The organism is Telluria sp. RB2R28 (assembly GCF_059685835.1).
This window is the reverse complement of sequence record NZ_JCASIK010000002.1, coordinates 1035973-1051623: the sequence shown is the minus strand read 5'-3', so window position 1 is coordinate 1051623 and position 15651 is coordinate 1035973. Positions and strand designations below refer to the sequence as shown.

Here is a 15651-nt window from a genome sequence, read left to right as displayed (position 1 = left end):
ATTGCTCTTGAATTCGCTGGTGTGAATAGTCCGCTTGGGCGAGGGTTTTGTCGTTTTATCCATGGTGACTATTGTCTCCTATTACGGATGTCCACGAAACCCGGGATACCTCAGAGTCGAATTAATGGGCAATTACCCAAAGTTGTCAAACAATTCGACTCTGACCCTAATTGTTTTGTAAGGGTCTGGGGGCAACAATTTGGTGGTTGCGGTAGGTGTGGCGCTGCGTTGGGGGTCAGAACAGGCCTTCGAATGGCAGGATGTCGACCATGTCGCCGGCGGCCACGCTGCCTTGCTCGTCGTGCAGTACCACCATGCAGTTGGCTTCGGACATTGAGCGCAGGATGCCTGAGCCTTGGGCGCCGGTAAGGCGCACTTCGGGGGCGCCGTCAGCGCCGCGCGTGATGATGCCGCGCTGGTATTCGGTGCGGCCCGGCTTTTTGCGGATCGCTTCGGCTGACCGGGCCTGCAGCAGCGGCAGTGGGGCGTTGGCGCCCATCATCTGCAGCAGCGCGTCGCGCGCGAAGAAGTAGAACGACACCATCACGGCCACCGGATTGCCCGGCAGGCCGAACAGGAAGGCGCTGCGGCCGTTCGATGTGACGCGCCCGAATGCCAGCGGCCGGCCGGGGCGCATGCCCACTTTCCAGAACGTGACGTCGCCCAGTTGCGCCATCACCTGTTTGGTGTAGTCGGCGGCGCCGACCGAGACGCCGCCCGACGTGATGATCGCGTCGGCGTTTTCGCAGGCGGTACGCAGCGCGTCTTCCAGTGCTTCCGGGCTGTCGCGCACGACGCCCATGTCGATGATCTCGCAGCCCAGGCGCTGGAGCATGCCGTAGATCGTGTAGCGGTTGCTGTCGTAGACGCAGCCTTCGCCCAGCGGCTCGCCGATCGAGCGCAGCTCGTCGCCGGTGGAGAAGAACGCCACGCGCAGACGCCGTTGCACCGGGATTTCGGCAAAGCCCAGCGACGCGCACAGGCCCAGGTCGGCCGGACGGATGATGCGGCCCGCCTTCAGGGCGGCGGTGCCGATGTTCAGGTCTTCGCCGGCCAGCCGGCGGTTGTCGCCGGCGCGGATGGCGCCGGCGCGCACGGTCATCGCGACGTCGTCGCCGCTGTCGGCAAATTCCTGCGGCAGCACGCTGTCGCAACCGGCCGGCATCACGCCGCCTGTCATGATGCGCACGCATTCGCCAGGACCGGGCACGACAGCGGACGGCTTGCCCGCATAGACAATATCGACCACCTTGAACGTCGCCACACCGTCCAGCGGCAGGTCGGCGCCGCGCAGCGCGTAGCCGTCCATCGCGGAATTGTCGTGCGCCGGCACGTTGATCGGTGAGACCAGGTCGCGCGCCAGCACGCGGCCCAGGCTTGCGCGCAGCGCCACCATCTCGACGGCGCGCACCGGCTGGACGAATTCGCGGATGATGCGCTGGGCGTCGCGCACCGGCAGCGCGTTCGGGTCATAGCCGTTGATGCAGCTGGCCACCTGGGCCAGGCTGGCAGGGAAGGCGGGTTGTTCGAGCCCGCGCAGCTCGTCGAGCGTGTTGATGTTGCGGAAGGCATCGGCATCGTCGAACACGACTTCAACGGCCTTCAGGTCGCGGTACCAGCCGTCGACCCGGCGGCCACCCTGGGCAAGATAGGCCGACAACACGGGCAGGCGGTCGGCGCGCACCAGGCAGAACACGGGATGCGGCTGGACCAGCATGCCTGCTTCGTGCGTTGCGGCGTAGGCCACGTCGGCACCCTGCTCTTGCAGTGCAGCGAACAGGCGCGCAGCTAGATCGGATGGCAGGAATGGCGAATCACAGGGCACCGTCAGCAGATACGGCGTGGTGCAGTGACGCAAGCCCGTTTCGAGCCCGGCCAGCGGGCCCGGAAAATCCGCCATCTCGTCGGTCAGCACGGGCGCGCCAAATGCGCGGTACGTGTCGAGATTACGGTTGGCGCTGATCAGCAAGGGCCCGACCTGCGGCCGCAAACGCGCCAGTACGTGCTCAACCATCGTGCTGGAGCGGAACGGCTGCAAGCCCTTGTCCACATTGCCCATGCGCGAGCCACGCCCGCCCGCCAGAATCAACCCGCTGATCAAGCCTGCCTCCATCGTTTGATTAACCACCGGCTGTCAGCCACCAATATAGGACATTTCAACCCGGCGTGGCCCGTCCAGCTGGCCCGTGCCGGTCTCTGCCGAGCGTGTCTCGGAATAGCGGTCAGCCCGCCCGCGCCACAGTTGCGCGATGGCGCCGCTCAGGGCCAGGTCGTCGTGCCCTTCGCGCAGCAGGGCGCGCATGTCGTGGCCGCGCGTGGCGAACAGACAGGTATACAGTTTGCCTTCGGTTGACAGGCGCAGGCGGCTGCAGTCGCCGCAGAACGCCTGCGTGACGCTGGAAATCACGCCGATTTCGCCGTCGCCATCGAGGTAGCGCCAGCGCGAAGCGGTCTCGCCACTGTAGTTTGCGGCCACCGGCGCCAGCGGCAGCTCGGCCGAGATGCGGCGCACCACGTCTCCCGACGGCACGACGTCGCGCATGTCCCAGCCGTTCGACGCGCCCACATCCATGAATTCGATGAAGCGCAGGATCGTCGGCGAGCCCTTGAAGTGGCGCGCCATCGGCAGGATCTGGTCGACATTGGTGCCGCCCTTGACGACCATATTCACCTTGACCGGTCCCAGGCCCACCGCATGCGCGGTGTCGATGCCGTGCAGCACGTCGGCCACTGAAAAGTCGACATCGTTCATGCTGCGGAATACGCCGTCGTCGAGCGCGTCGAGCGACACCGTGACGCGGTCCAGGCCCGCGTCTTTCAGGGCTCGCGCCTTGCGCGCCAGGATCGAGCCGTTGGTCGTCAAGGTGAGATCGAGCGGACGGCCACTGGGCGTTGGCAACGCGCGCAGCATGCCGACCAGGCGTTCAAGATTCTTGCGCAGCAGCGGCTCGCCGCCCGTCAGGCGCAGCTTTTCAACGCCATGTGCAACGAACAGACGCGCCACGCGCGTGATTTCTTCAAACGACAACAGGTCGCCGTGCGGCAAGTATTGGTAATCTTTGTCGAACACTTCCTTCGGCATGCAATATACGCAGCGGAAATTGCAGCGGTCAGTGACGGAAATGCGCAAGTCGTGCAGCGGCCGGCCGAGCGCGTCGCTCAGCAGCCCGGTAGGTGCTTCCGGCACGGCCGGGACCCGCAGCTTCGATGAGCGCAGGTCATTGATAAGGATGATTTTTTCAGCCATTCCAATACGATAGCATGCGCCCGGGAATACTGCCGGGCGCGCTGCTGCATGGAGAGAAGAGTGATGGGGTCCAGCGTACGTCGTTCTCGCCTGGGCGGAAACGACGTACGCTCGATGTACTGCCTATTGCTTTATTGCTTACTGCTTACTGACGGCTGGTATCGACCTGCACCAGCGGCTCGTCGACCGGGACGACGACCGGCTTGCGGGCACGGCCAACACGCACCGGCGTGGCCGCCTGCGCTGCTGCGGCCTGTGCGGCGCGCAGCTTTTCAGGATCGGTCGCGGCCAGTTGCAGGCCCGCTTCGGCCAGCATGTCATCCAGCTTTGGTGCAGGGGTAGCAGCCACTGGCGCAGGCGCCGTGGTCACTTCCGGCGCTGCAACCGGCGCTGGCTCGACGGCCACGGCGGTCACAGGCTCGACAACTGGCGCAGGGGCGACTTCCACCACCGGCGCCGGCTCGACAGGCACAGGAGCAGGCGCTGGTGCAGGAGCAGCCTCGGCCACGACGGGCTCGACAACAGCCTGTTCAGCCGCCACCGACGCCGCCGTCGGGAACATGACCGGTTCGGTCGATGCCGGTGCCGATGCTGGTGCCGAAACTTCTGCCGGCGCCCCCATCGATGCTGCCGTCGGGAAGTTGACTGGCTCGACATTGGCAGGCGCCGCCTCGGCCGTCGTTGCCGCCATCGATGCCGACGTCGGGAACATAGTGCCTCCGACCGGCGCCGCTTGCGCAACCACCGGCGCAGTCGCTGGTGCGGGTGCTGGTACTGCAGCTGCAGATTGCGCCGCATCATCCTTGGCAGCGATCGATGCCGAGGTCGGGAACGGCCACGGCGCCTGGGCGCCGGACTGCGCCTGCTTGCCACGGGCGGCGCGGGCAGCTGCTGCCACCTTGGCCACTTCTTCGTCCGCTACCGGCGCGAACGCTGGTGCGTCTTCGTTGCCTTCGCCGCCTTCGCCTTCGATCTGGTCACGGTCGCGACGGTTGCGGTTACGGCCACCGCGACGACGACGACGGCGTGGCTCGTCGCCATCCATCTCGACTTCTTCGCCATCCGGGCCGATCGTGGTCACCGATTTGATGACTTGCTGCACGACTTCCTGGCTGCCTTCCGGACCGGTGGTGGTCACGGCAACAGTGGTGTTCGACATCACCTGGCTGACATTGATTTCGTCGAGCCTGGCTTCGATGACCTGGGTGGTGCGTTCCGTACGCTCGGTGCGCTCGCGTGGCTGGCGTGGCTGGCGCTCTTTGCGCTCGCCGCGTTCAGGACGCTCGGCACGTTCCGGACGCTCGGCGCCTTCGGCACGTGGCGCGGCGTCGGCCGGCTCGCGTGGTTCACGCGGCTCGCGGCCTTCGCGCGGTGGACGTGGAGGACGCGGCGGGCGTGGTGGACGCGCTTCGGCGTCCGGGCCCTTGGCCAGCTCTTCACCCGGTGCGGCTGCCTTGGCAACCGGCTCGCGCTCTTCGCGTTCACGGCCTGGCTTGCCACCTGGACGGCCACCGGTGCGGCCATTCTTGGTGCGGTTGTTGCGGTCGCGCTCTGCCTGCGCAGGGGTGGTGACAGGCACTTCCACCAGCACGGCGGGTGCGGCGCCTTTCGGTTCTGGCTTGCCGAAGAAGAAGTTGCGCAGCTTGGCAAAGAAACCTTCTTCTTCCACCGGTGCAGCCACCGGCACCGAAACAGCAGGGGCGGCGGCGGGCTTGACTGGCTTGGCCGCTTCGCTGCGGTCGACCAGCGGCGCAGGCTGGGCCGGGGTGATCGTCTTGACGACGGCTTCCTGGCGTGGCTTGGCTTCTTCTTTCTGACGCTTCGCGTAGGCCATGTCGGTATCGGCCGACTCGGCCATCGCGTAGCTGGCGTGTGCGTCTTCGAGGCGCGGATCGTCATGCTTGATGCGCTCGAGCTTGTAGTGCGGCGTGTCCAGATGCTTGTTCGGGATCAGGATCACGGTGATGCGGTGGCGGTTCTCGATCTTGAGCACTTCGCCACGCTTTTCGTTCAGCAGGAAAGCAGCGACATCGACGGGCACCTGCACGTGGATGGCGGCCGAATTTTCCTTCATCGCCTCTTCCTGGATGATGCGCAGGACTTGCAGGGCCGACGATTCGGTATCGCGGATGTGGCCGGTGCCCGAGCAGCGCGGGCAGGTCACGTGGGAGCCTTCGGACAGCGACGGACGCAGGCGCTGGCGCGACAGTTCCATCAGGCCGAAGCGCGAAATCTTGCCCATCTGAACGCGGGCGCGGTCATGGTGCAGCGCGTCCTTCAGGCGCTGTTCGACTTCGCGCTGGTTCTTGGCCACTTCCATGTCGATGAAGTCGATCACGATCAGGCCGCCCAGATCGCGCAGGCGCAACTGGCGCGCCACTTCGTCGGCTGCTTCGCAGTTGGTGTTGAAGGCGGTCGTTTCGATGTCCGAACCGCGCGTGGCGCGGGCCGAGTTGACGTCGATCGACACCAGCGCTTCGGTGTGGTCGATCACGATGGCGCCGCCCGATGGCAGCGGCACGGTGCGCGCGTAGGCGGTTTCGATCTGGTGTTCGATCTGGAAACGCGAGAACAGCGGCACGTCGTCGCTGTAACGCTTCACGCGGTGCGCCATGTCGGGCATCACGTGGCTCATGAACTGCTGCGCCTGTTCATAGATTTCGTCGGTGTCGATCAGCACTTCGCCGATATCCGGCTGGAAGTAATCGCGGATCGCGCGGATGACGAGCGACGATTCCTGATAGATCAGGAACGCGCCGTTGGACGACTTGCCGGCGCCTTCGATCGCGCGCCACAGTTGCATCAGGTAGTTCAGGTCCCACTGCAGCTCTTCGACATTGCGGCCGATACCGGCAGTGCGGGCGATGACCGACATGCCTTGCGGCAGGTCGAGCTTGTCCATCGTTTCGCGCAGTTCCTGGCGTTCTTCGCCTTCGACACGGCGCGAGACGCCGCCGCCGCGCGGGTTGTTCGGCATCAGGACGAGGTAGCGGCCGGCCAGCGAAATGAACGAGGTCAGGGCAGCGCCCTTGTTGCCGCGCTCTTCTTTCTCGACCTGGACCATGATTTCCTGGCCTTCGCGCAGCGCTTCCTTGATGGAGCAATTGCGCACGTCAACACCTTCACGGAAATACGTGCGGGCGACTTCTTTGAAGGGGAGGAATCCGTGGCGGTCTTCGCCGTAGCTGACGAAGCAGGCTTCGAGGGAGGGTTCGATGCGGGTGATGACACCCTTGTAGATATTCGACTTGCGCTGTTCGCGACCGGCAGTCTCGATATCGATGTCGATCAGCTTCTGGCCATCGACAATAGCGACGCGCAACTCTTCTTGCTGCGTCGCGTTAAACAACATGCGTTTCATTTTTAGTACTCCGTGACCCGGGGGCCGTGTGAAGGCCGCCCTCGCGGGCGGCGCAGCTACAGGGATGTATGCGGGGACGGGTGACAGGAGGGGGTATGCCCGGGCGTGCGGTACAGCAAAGTAATTTCGCTGCCGCAACGGGGCGCTGTGGGGCCGAACGTCATTGTCTAAACACGCCGCAACTTTTGTTCGTTACCTGCCACCACATTGGGGTTGGCACAGCAGCGAACAAGGGAGGGTGTGCCACAGCCAGCCGACCCTGGGCGCCAGCAACCGACCGGCCTGGAGGCGAAGAGACAGCCTTGCTCAAGCGGTGTGGATGCTGCAGCAGCGGGGTCGGCGAAAACGACAAGCGTTATCGACACCATCAACCGGCAAGCACTTTGTTAAGGATGCTTGCTGGTACTTATCCTTAAGAATCCTGACAATCCAATCCGGCATCATTGCGCGCAATCCGATTACAAATCGGTTGCAACCTTGATTGGCGCAAGGATGTGCGTACACGTTCTTTCCATCGAATTTGCACTTGGCGGGGCCGATGGGGCGTGCCCCAGTGTAAAATTTCATTTTAATTCTTACACCAGCAGAGGTTTGACCGCCGCCTGTCGATTATATATTCAAAATGAAGGACTTAGAGAGAATTTCTGGGAAGACAGACCGAATGGCAATGCAGAACGATAGTGTCCCCCCTTCATCCCCCGCAGCACTGCAAGCGCAGTTCGTGACAATCGACGAAGAAGAAGCCGGCCAGCGCATCGACAACTACCTGTTGCGTGTCTGTAAAGGCGTACCAAAGAGCCACATCTACCGCATCCTTCGCTCCGGCGAAGTCCGTGTCAACAAGGGCCGCATCGACCAGTTGTACCGCCTGGTTGCCGGTGACACCGTCCGTATTCCACCCATCCGCATCGCCGAAAAGTCGGCTGAGCACGCCGCGCCGGGCGCTGAATTTGCGGTCGTGTATGAAGACGCGCATCTGCTGGTGATCGACAAGCCGTGCGGCGTGGCCGTGCATGGTGGCTCCGGCGTGTCGTATGGCGTGATCGAACAATTGCGCGCCGCGCGCCCGCAAGCGAAGTTTTTGGAACTGGTACACCGGCTCGACCGCGAAACCTCGGGCTTGCTACTGATCGGCAAGAAACGCAGCGCGCTGACGCACCTGCATGACCAGATGCGCGAAGGCACGACCGACAAGCGTTACTATGCCGCCGTGAAAGGCGACTGGGTGAACAAGCGCCAGCACATCCGCTTGCCACTGCATAAATACACGAGCGCCGAAGGCGAGAAACGCGTGCTGGTCCAGGCCGGTGGTCAGGAAGCGCACACGATTTTCAGTTTGTTAAAAAAATGGCACAATTTCGCCTTGCTCGAAGCCGAGCTCAAGACAGGGCGTACGCACCAGATCCGGGTGCACCTGGCCTCGTCGGGCTTCCCGATCCTGGGCGATGAAAAGTACGGTGACTTCGCGTTCAACAAGCAGTTGCACAAGGCGACCGACAGCCGTGGCGCGCTCAAGCGCATGTTCTTGCATGCGCACCAGATCACGTTCACGCACCCGGATTCAGGCGAGCGCATGACCTTGCGCGCGCCGATGCCGGCCGAGTGCGAGCGCTTCCTGACCAGTCTGGGCGCCCCGGTGTAACACCACAGGGCGCAGAGCAACCACATCGCGCAAGTAAGACAGCGCACCCATAAAAAACAACAGGGGACCGGCGGCCTGGCCGCCACTAATTATGGCTAGAAAACAATTCGACCTGATCGTCTTCGATTGGGACGGCACCTTGATGGACAGTACCGCCGCCATCGTCAAGTGCATCCAGGCAGCGGCGCGCGACCTGGGCTTGCCGGTGCCAACCGACTCGTCGGCTGCGCACGTCATCGGCCTCGGCCTGGCCGAAGCGATGCAGGCGGTGATGCCCGACATCCAGCCGGCGCTGTATCCACGCATGGTCGAGCGCTACCGCCACCATTTTTTGACCAAGGACCACCAGCTGGTGCTGTTCAAGGGCGTGCCCGAGATGCTCAATGCGTTGTCGGGCGAAGGCTATTTCCTGGCCGTGGCCACCGGCAAGAGCCGGGTCGGTCTGAACCGCGCGCTCAATGCGACCGGGCTGCTGTCGATCTTCGATGCAACACGTTGCGCCGATGAGACATTCTCCAAGCCGCATCCGGCGATGCTGCAAGAGCTGACGCGCGAGCTTGGCCAGGATTTGCGGCGCACGGTGATGATCGGCGACACCACGCACGACCTCTTGATGGCCACCAATGCCGGCGCGGCCGGTATCGCGGTCGAGTTCGGCGCCCATCCGGTCAGCCAGCTCCACGCCTGCCAGCCATTGTTCTCTGCCAAAAACATCCCCGAGCTGCATGACTGGCTGCTCGAGCACGCCTGAAGTCCGTTCGACTGCGAGCCAGGTGCGGGCGAAAGCGGAGCAGCGGCGTACGGGTGGCCTTGCCGACCGTACGCGAGTGCGCTGGCACGATATACTGATTGCCGCACGAACAGCCCCGCGCGTGACGCGCGGGGACGGCGTTTCGTCGTCCACCTTCCCGACTTTATGAGTGACCATACGAGCATTGACCAACCCGGCGACAGCCGGCTCGCGTCGAATCCGACGATGAGCAACTGGGAGCGCGACACGCTCGAGAAACTGGTATTTGCCACAGTCCAGGAGCGCCGCTCTGCGCGCCGCTGGAGCATCTTCTTCAAGCTCGGCTTCCTGATCGTGGCGCTGCTGGCCCTGTGGGCCTACTACGACTTCAACTTCGCCAGCGGCGACACCGAAAACCTCGGCCGCCACACGGCACTGATCGAAATCAACGGCGAGATCGAAGCCGAAGGCAGCGGCGCGGCCGACACCGTGATCCCGTCGCTGAACAAGGCATTTTCGGATCCCGGCTCGGCCGCTGTCGTGCTGCGCATCGACAGCCCGGGCGGCAGCCCGGTCCAGGCCGGCATCATCGTCGACGAAATCCAGCGCCTCAAGCGCGGCTATCCCGATAAACCGCTGTATGTCGTGGTCGACGAGATCTGCGCCTCGGGCGGTTACTACATCGCCTCGGCCGCCGACCGCATCTACGTCAACAAGGCCTCGATCGTCGGCTCGGTGGGCGTGCTGATGGACAGCTTCGGCTTTACCGGCACGATGGAAAAGCTGGGGGTCGAGCGCCGCCTGCTGACGGCCGGCGAAAACAAGGGGTTTCTTGATCCGTTCAGCCCGCAATCGGAAAAGCACCGCGAACATGCCCAGGCGATGCTCAACGAAATCCACCAGCAATTCATCTCGGTGGTGCGCGCCGGGCGCGGCAAGCGCCTGAAAGAAACGCCCGAGACGTTCTCGGGCCTGTACTGGACCGGTGCACGCGCCGTCGACATGGGCCTGGCCGATGCCTTTGGCACCGTCGACACCGTGGCGCGCGACATCGTCAAGGCCGAAGACATCGTCGATTACACGGCGCACGAAGGCTTGCCGGAACGGGTGCTGAAGAAATTTGGGGCGTCGGTGGGCGAAAGCGCCGTCCGGGCGGCGTATCACAGCGCCGTGCCCAAATTGCGCTAAGCATGTTGTCCTTGAAACCAGAGGATATGCGGCTATAGTGAAACGGTGGCCGACGCTGCGGTGGATCAGTCAACCTGCTTGCCCATTGATCCCGGACGGTGAACGCTGGCGACCGCACCCCTGTGCGGTTTTCGAGAGAATTTTTATTCCTCGCGGTAAGACTGTCCCGGGCGCGTGCATGCGCGTGGCGGGATTGGAAACGACGGCCCAGGCCGTCGTTTTCTTTTGGTGGAGCAATTACGCGTGGATGCGTCCAACTCACCTTGGCATGTTACGGAGCGACGTTGGACGTAGGGTGGGCGGGTTTTCCCGCCCACGCGTTCAACGCACGTTCGCATGCCACGAAGCGAGACTGGTTTGAACGCGTGGGCGGCGCAGCCGCCCACCCTGCGTCTGCCGACCAGGCGGCCGTGTTTTTTTGGTGGACAGGGAGTGCGGCTGGCGCTGCCGTAAGGGGTTTGCAGGAATCAGGTCAGACTGCCGCACTGGCGGCGTCGTCATCGCGGGCGGTGCGGCGTGACGGGTGGTGCAGTTCGGTGTCGTTGCAGTGGTCGGGAACGCTGTTATCTGCCTGGGGCGTCGAGGGCAACAAGAGGCGTGGCGGGTGCCACATGGTGGGCTGGCGCAGTGGGGGCAAATCGTCATGCTGGGCAAAGCCGCCGCGTTCGAGCCAGTCCTGATGGTCGCCGCCGACGCGTGCAAACCACGCAGCGCGCAGCCGGAACTGGTCGTGATGCGGCAAGGGGCGGGCGCCGCTGCTCCAGCGCGACAATGCCATCAGCGTGGGAAAAAGCGCCGCGTGTGCTCGTGCAACGCGCTGACGCGCGCAATGCACTTCATGCGGGGAAAGCTTCTCGTAGCAGGGATCGAGATCATCGTTCACGTTCAGTCCTGTTCTCTGGCGGAATTGCACCTTGATGTATGGCAAACAACCATCACGGTCGCTAGGCGGATTCCTAACATGTTGAAGTCTATCAATAAGAATTTCTTCAGACTTGACGCTGCTCAAATGAATCGCGGCATGCAAGTTGACTAAAAAACATTGCTCTAATTGTCAGTCTGTCCGCGCCGGACCTGTTCTGGTAAAGTCTCGCCCCATGAGTAAATTGTCCCTAGACCGCATCCTGCAATCGCAGGGATTCGGCACCCGCAAGTACTGCCGCGCCCTGATCGAGGATGGCGACGTCACCATCAATGGCGAGGTCGCCGATAACTTCAAGGCCACCTTCGAGACCGACGGCCTGGTGCTGACCGTGTTCGATGAGGAGTGGGCTTACCGTGAGCACGTCTATATCGCGCTGTACAAGCCGGCCAACTTTGAATGCTCGCGCAAGCCAAGCCACCATCCGGGCGTGCTGACCTTGTTGCCAGAGCAATTTACCTGGCGCGATGTGCAGCCGGTCGGCCGACTCGATCATGACACCACCGGTCTCCTCCTGATGTCGGACGATGGCCCGTTCATCCACGCGCAATCGTCGCCCAAGCGCCACGTGCCCAAGGTGTACCACGCCACTACGGCCGAGCCGGTGACGGATGAGCTCGTCGCCAGGCTGCTCGCTGGCGTGCAGTTGCACGACGAACCGGCGCCGTTGAAGGCGGTGTCGTGCGTCAAGCTGGGCGAACAATCCATCGAGATCGTGCTGGAGCAGGGCAAATACCATCAGGTCAAGCGCATGCTGGCTGCTGCCGAGAATCACTGCAGCGCGCTGCACCGCGCCCAGATCGGCGGCTTGACGCTGGCCGCGCTGGGACTCGAAGAAGGCGAGTGGTGCTTCCTCGACCAGGCGCAGCTCGACCTGCTCGTGCCTGGCTGACATACCACATCTGCATGCTGTTGTGGAAATTTAACAACGGAACATGCTTAACCACAATATTCGTGCGACATAGTCAGCCGATTTCCGCGACACTCCGTTCCGACGGCGTCCGGGCACCGGTTGTCGCACGAATGAATTTTCCAGAAAAATAACCATGTACGCATACCGACCGAGCCTCTCCCATTCCCTCGCCCTGATTCCATTGCTGCTGGCGCTGCCAGTCATGGCACAGAGCCAGCCGGCCACCCTGGCCGAATGCACCCCAATCCTCGACAGCGCCCAGCGCCTCGCCTGCTTCGACCGCGTTGCGAACACCGGCAGCGCCGCTGCGGCGAACACCGCGTCGACCCCGGTCGTCGCACCGGCCGTGGCTGCACAGAGCGCGTTCGACGCACCGCTGAACAGCGCCGTCGACCACACCGCCACCGTCGATCCAACCGTCCAGGCCGCCGCTGAATACACGCTGAGCAGCCATTGGGAGCTCGATCCGCGCGACAAGCGCGGCGCGTTCAAGTTCCGTCCGCACCACCCGAATTACCTGATCGCCACCCGCACCCACCGCCCGAACGAAGCGCCGTACGAGGACTTCCTGGCGACCGACCCGGATGCCGAAGGCTTGTCGAAGGCCGAACTGGAATTCCAGCTCAGCGTGAAGATGAAGCTGGTCGAGACCCTGTTCGAGCAACCGGTCGACGTCTGGTTCGGCTACACCCAGAATTCGTTCTGGCAAGCAGCCAACCACAAGGCATCGAGCCCGTTCCGCGAAACCAATTACCAGCCGGAGATCATGGCAGTCATGCCACTGGACTTCGCCCTGGCTGGCATCAATGTGCGCTTCCTGAACCTGGGCTTCGTGCACCAGTCGAACGGCCAGTCGTCGAGCCTGTCGCGCAGCTGGAACCGCTACTACGCCCAGGTTGGCCTGGAACGTGGTCCGCTGACCATGACCGCCAAGCTCTGGAAGCGCGTCAATGAATCGCTGGAAGACGACAACAACCCGGACATCACCGATTACATGGGTCGCTTCGAGCTGGCCGGCAATTACCGCATGGGTAGCGGCCATGAAGTCTCGGCCCTCGTGCGCCGTAACTTCAGCACCGACAAGGGTGCAGTCCAGGTCGGCTGGGCATTCCCGCTCGTCGGCCCGATCAAGGGCTATGTCAATGCGTTCGCCGGCTATGGCCAGAGCATGATCGACTACAACTACTTCCAGCGCAGCCTGGGCGTCGGTGTCATCGTCAAGTATTGATCGCTTCACACCTGCCGTACCGTAGAATGGCGGGCTTGTTCCCACGAGCCCGCCCATGAAACTTGCCTCGCTGGACGACGGCACCCGCGACGGCCAACTGGCCGTGGTGTCGCGCGACCTGACCACTGCCCACATTGCCGACGGCATCGCGCCGAGTTTGCGCGCCGCGCTCGATGACTGGGTTTTCATTGCCCCGCAACTCGATGCACTCTACCGTCAACTGAACGACGCCAAGGGCGACGCCAAAGCGCGCCGCGCATTCGACTTCGACCCTGCCCGATGCATGGCGCCGCTCCCGCGCGCCAGCGCCCGCGTGTGCGGCGCCACCTATCTGCACCACCACGACCTGGAACAGCGCGCATTTGGCAGCAGCTTGCCGGCCGCATGGCGCGACGCCCCGCAGCTGCGCCAGGCTGCAGCCGATGGGTTGCTTGGCCCCACGCAGGACCTGGTGCTGGCGCGCGAAGAATGGGGCATCGACTTTGGCGCCGAGCTGGCCATCGTGAGCGGCGACCTGCGCCAGGGCGCGACGCCCGATGCGGCGCTGGGCCAGATCCGCCTGCTGCTGCTGGCCAATGACATCACGCTGCGCAACCTGGCGCCGGATGCGCTGGCGGCGGGTTTCGGCCTGCAGGCCAAACCGGCCACCGCGTTTGCGCCAGTGGCCGTCACGCCGGACGAGCTGGGCGACGCCTGGGCAGCCGGGAAAGCCGCGCTGCCGCTGCGTGTGCGCCTCAATGGCAATCCGGTCGGCACGCTCGAGGCGGGCGAGGACATGACGTTCAATTTTGCGCAGCTGCTGTCGGCGCTTGCGCTGACGCGGCCGGTGACGGCCGGGACGATTGTCGGCTCGGGCGTCGTGTCGAACCGGGCGACCCGGCGCCACACGCCGGGCTACGCCAGCCTTGCCGAGGCGCGCTGGATCGAGATGGCCGCTGGCGGCGACGCGGTCACGCCGTTCATGCACTTTGGCGATACGGTGCGCATCGAGATGCTCGACGAGAAGGGCGCATCGCTGTTTGGGGCGATCGAGCAGACCCTCAAGGCCGCGGTGGCTTGAGGCCGGACTCGTCCCAGAAGCCATCGCTACCTGGCACGCCACGCAGGTCGACCCGCACCGGCCGGCTGATCCGGCGCAGTGCATCGGCGCGCACCAGCCGCCCATCCGGTTCATGCAGCCGGTACCAGAGAAACGCCACGCCGGACAAGGCCAGGTGCTCGCCCGTGAACAGGTGATCGCGCTGTACGGCAAGGCCTTCGAGCCGCAGGTCGACATCGAGCACCAGTGCCCCGGTGCTGCGCCCGGCCTGGCCGAGATAGCGCGCCGTCGTAAACAGGGGGCTCTTGTCGCTGGCTTCGCCGGCGCGCAGCGAGTCGATGAAGCTGTCGACCGCCTTGAGCTGCACCGTCGCAGCGGCCGCGATGGCGGCGAGCTCTTTCTTGCGTTCGCCTTTGGCGGCGGCGGCCAGCAGGTCGAGTGCATCGATGTGCTGCGCGAGCGCGGCGCGTTCCAGCCCCACCAGCCGGAGCCTTTCCAGCAGCGCCGCATGGCGCGTGACGTCGAGTTCGCCCATATAGCCGCCACTCAGGCCAGCCAGGCGGGCAGGGCAACTGCGCGCCATGGCACTGGCAAACAGGGCGCGCGCGCCGTCGCCGTAGGCGGTGCCGGCCAGCGTGGTGTCGGTCTTGAACAGACTGGCGAGGTCGGCCCCGGCGCGCAACACCATGGCCGGCGCTGTCAGCCAGGCCAGCAGCAGGGCGCTGCGCCGGCGCGCGGCCGCTGGCGTGCTGGCCTCGATATAGCGCCGCAGCGCGGCGTTGCGCGCTGACAGTTCTTGCGCTTGCCGGACCAGCGCGGCGTCGACGGTGCGCGCCACCACGATGCCCTGGCTGACAAGCGGGTCGTACAAGATGACGATGCGGTCCAGCGGCAAAATCTGGCAGACCTCGGCTGCCAGTTCCAGCGTCAGGTCGAACGCACGCGCCAGACCGGCGGCGCCGAAGCCGCGGGTATCGACGTTGCCGCCCAGCGCTTTGGCTTGCGCTGGCGGCATGCGCGCCAGCAATTCGGCGCGCTCGGCTTCGGCGATTGCCTGCCGTGCTTCGGCCTCCTGCAACCGCGCCCGTGCTTCGGTCAGGTCGGCCGATGCAGAGAGCTGGGCAATTGAATGCGCAGAATACAAGGCGCCCAGACATAACATGACGATCGAATAGAACGCTCGTGCGGTTGAATATCGACGCGCCATGATTCCCCCCAATTGGGTAATAGGAAATAAATCTATCTAAATATCACCACAGAAAAGTGTAACAATTTGTGGAGAAATGGTAGGAGAAGTATCTATACTATTGATTGTTGCAGCGCAACGTACCTAAAATCACTAAATAAGTCGTTACCAATCAGGGACTTGCAAGACATCGTT

At 63.9% G+C, this 15651-nt stretch carries 11 protein-coding genes; 6 read left to right on the top strand and 5 right to left on the bottom strand.

All coding sequences use genetic code 11. The features are described from left to right. Nucleotides 1-235 precede the first annotated feature (235 nt). The 3 genes from moeA to AC56LV_RS12240 all read right to left on the bottom strand — a co-directional run bounded on the left by moeA (nt 236) and on the right by AC56LV_RS12240 (nt 6608). Nucleotides 236-2101: a molybdopterin molybdotransferase MoeA gene (moeA, locus tag AC56LV_RS12250; RefSeq protein ID WP_499557973.1), complete on the bottom strand. Its 1866-nt coding sequence runs from the start codon at nt 2099-2101 to the stop codon at nt 236-238. Between the two features lie 33 nt (nt 2102-2134). Next, nucleotides 2135-3247, bottom strand: a complete 1113-nt coding sequence (gene moaA / locus AC56LV_RS12245; protein ID WP_499557971.1) for a GTP 3',8-cyclase MoaA — start codon at nt 3245-3247, stop codon at nt 2135-2137. A gap of 145 nt (nt 3248-3392) precedes the next feature. After that, nucleotides 3393-6608: an Rne/Rng family ribonuclease gene (locus AC56LV_RS12240; protein WP_499557969.1), complete on the bottom strand. Its 3216-nt coding sequence runs from the start codon at nt 6606-6608 to the stop codon at nt 3393-3395. Between the two features lie 661 nt (nt 6609-7269). Here AC56LV_RS12240 and AC56LV_RS12235 point away from each other — a divergent pair. From AC56LV_RS12235 to AC56LV_RS12225, 3 genes are all read left to right on the top strand, one after another. Continuing rightward, on the top strand, nt 7270-8250 hold the full coding sequence (locus tag AC56LV_RS12235; RefSeq protein ID WP_258835383.1) for an RluA family pseudouridine synthase: 981 nt from the start codon (nt 7270-7272) through the stop codon (nt 8248-8250). A gap of 91 nt (nt 8251-8341) precedes the next feature. Further along, a complete protein-coding gene (locus tag AC56LV_RS12230; RefSeq protein WP_499503485.1) occupies nt 8342-9001 on the top strand; it encodes an HAD-IA family hydrolase in 660 nt (219 codons plus the stop codon). 165 nt (nt 9002-9166) lie between these two features. Further along, entirely contained in the window at nt 9167-10168 is a 1002-nt protein-coding gene (locus AC56LV_RS12225) for a S49 family peptidase (protein ID WP_332532444.1), read from the top strand. A gap of 472 nt (nt 10169-10640) precedes the next feature. Here AC56LV_RS12225 and AC56LV_RS12220 read toward each other — a convergent pair whose 3' ends face one another. Further along, nucleotides 10641-11051: a hypothetical protein gene (locus tag AC56LV_RS12220; RefSeq protein WP_499557967.1), complete on the bottom strand. Its 411-nt coding sequence runs from the start codon at nt 11049-11051 to the stop codon at nt 10641-10643. 214 nt (nt 11052-11265) lie between these two features. Between AC56LV_RS12220 and AC56LV_RS12215 the strand changes: the two genes are divergently transcribed. The 3 genes from AC56LV_RS12215 (at nt 11266) to AC56LV_RS12205 (ending at nt 14291) form a co-directional block, all read left to right on the top strand. Continuing rightward, nucleotides 11266-11982, top strand: coding sequence for a pseudouridine synthase (locus tag AC56LV_RS12215; protein ID WP_499557965.1), 717 nt, complete (start codon nt 11266-11268; stop codon nt 11980-11982). Between the two features lie 154 nt (nt 11983-12136). Next, a complete protein-coding gene (locus AC56LV_RS12210; protein WP_499557963.1) occupies nt 12137-13231 on the top strand; it encodes a phospholipase A in 1095 nt (364 codons plus the stop codon). A gap of 55 nt (nt 13232-13286) precedes the next feature. Further along, nucleotides 13287-14291: a fumarylacetoacetate hydrolase family protein gene (locus AC56LV_RS12205; protein ID WP_499557961.1), complete on the top strand. Its 1005-nt coding sequence runs from the start codon at nt 13287-13289 to the stop codon at nt 14289-14291. Here the strand turns inward: AC56LV_RS12205 and AC56LV_RS12200 are convergent. Then, nucleotides 14272-15432, bottom strand: a complete 1161-nt coding sequence (locus tag AC56LV_RS12200; protein ID WP_499557959.1) for a hypothetical protein — start codon at nt 15430-15432, stop codon at nt 14272-14274. The genes AC56LV_RS12205 and AC56LV_RS12200 overlap by 20 nt on opposite strands. Between the last annotated feature and the right edge of the window lie 219 nt (nt 15433-15651).

Coding starts and splice junctions, on each gene's coding strand:
- moaA (WP_499557971.1), bottom strand. CDS start 3,247: ATGGCTGAAAAAATCATCCTTATCAATGACCTGCGCTCATCGAAGCTG.
- AC56LV_RS12240 (WP_499557969.1), bottom strand. CDS start 6,608: ATGAAACGCATGTTGTTTAACGCGACGCAGCAAGAAGAGTTGCGCGTC.
- AC56LV_RS12235 (WP_258835383.1), top strand. CDS start 7,270: ATGGCAATGCAGAACGATAGTGTCCCCCCTTCATCCCCCGCAGCACTG.
- AC56LV_RS12230 (WP_499503485.1), top strand. CDS start 8,342: ATGGCTAGAAAACAATTCGACCTGATCGTCTTCGATTGGGACGGCACC.
- AC56LV_RS12225 (WP_332532444.1), top strand. CDS start 9,167: ATGAGTGACCATACGAGCATTGACCAACCCGGCGACAGCCGGCTCGCG.
- AC56LV_RS12215 (WP_499557965.1), top strand. CDS start 11,266: ATGAGTAAATTGTCCCTAGACCGCATCCTGCAATCGCAGGGATTCGGC.
- AC56LV_RS12210 (WP_499557963.1), top strand. CDS start 12,137: ATGTACGCATACCGACCGAGCCTCTCCCATTCCCTCGCCCTGATTCCA.
- AC56LV_RS12205 (WP_499557961.1), top strand. CDS start 13,287: ATGAAACTTGCCTCGCTGGACGACGGCACCCGCGACGGCCAACTGGCC.
- AC56LV_RS12200 (WP_499557959.1), bottom strand. CDS start 15,432: ATGTTATGTCTGGGCGCCTTGTATTCTGCGCATTCAATTGCCCAGCTC.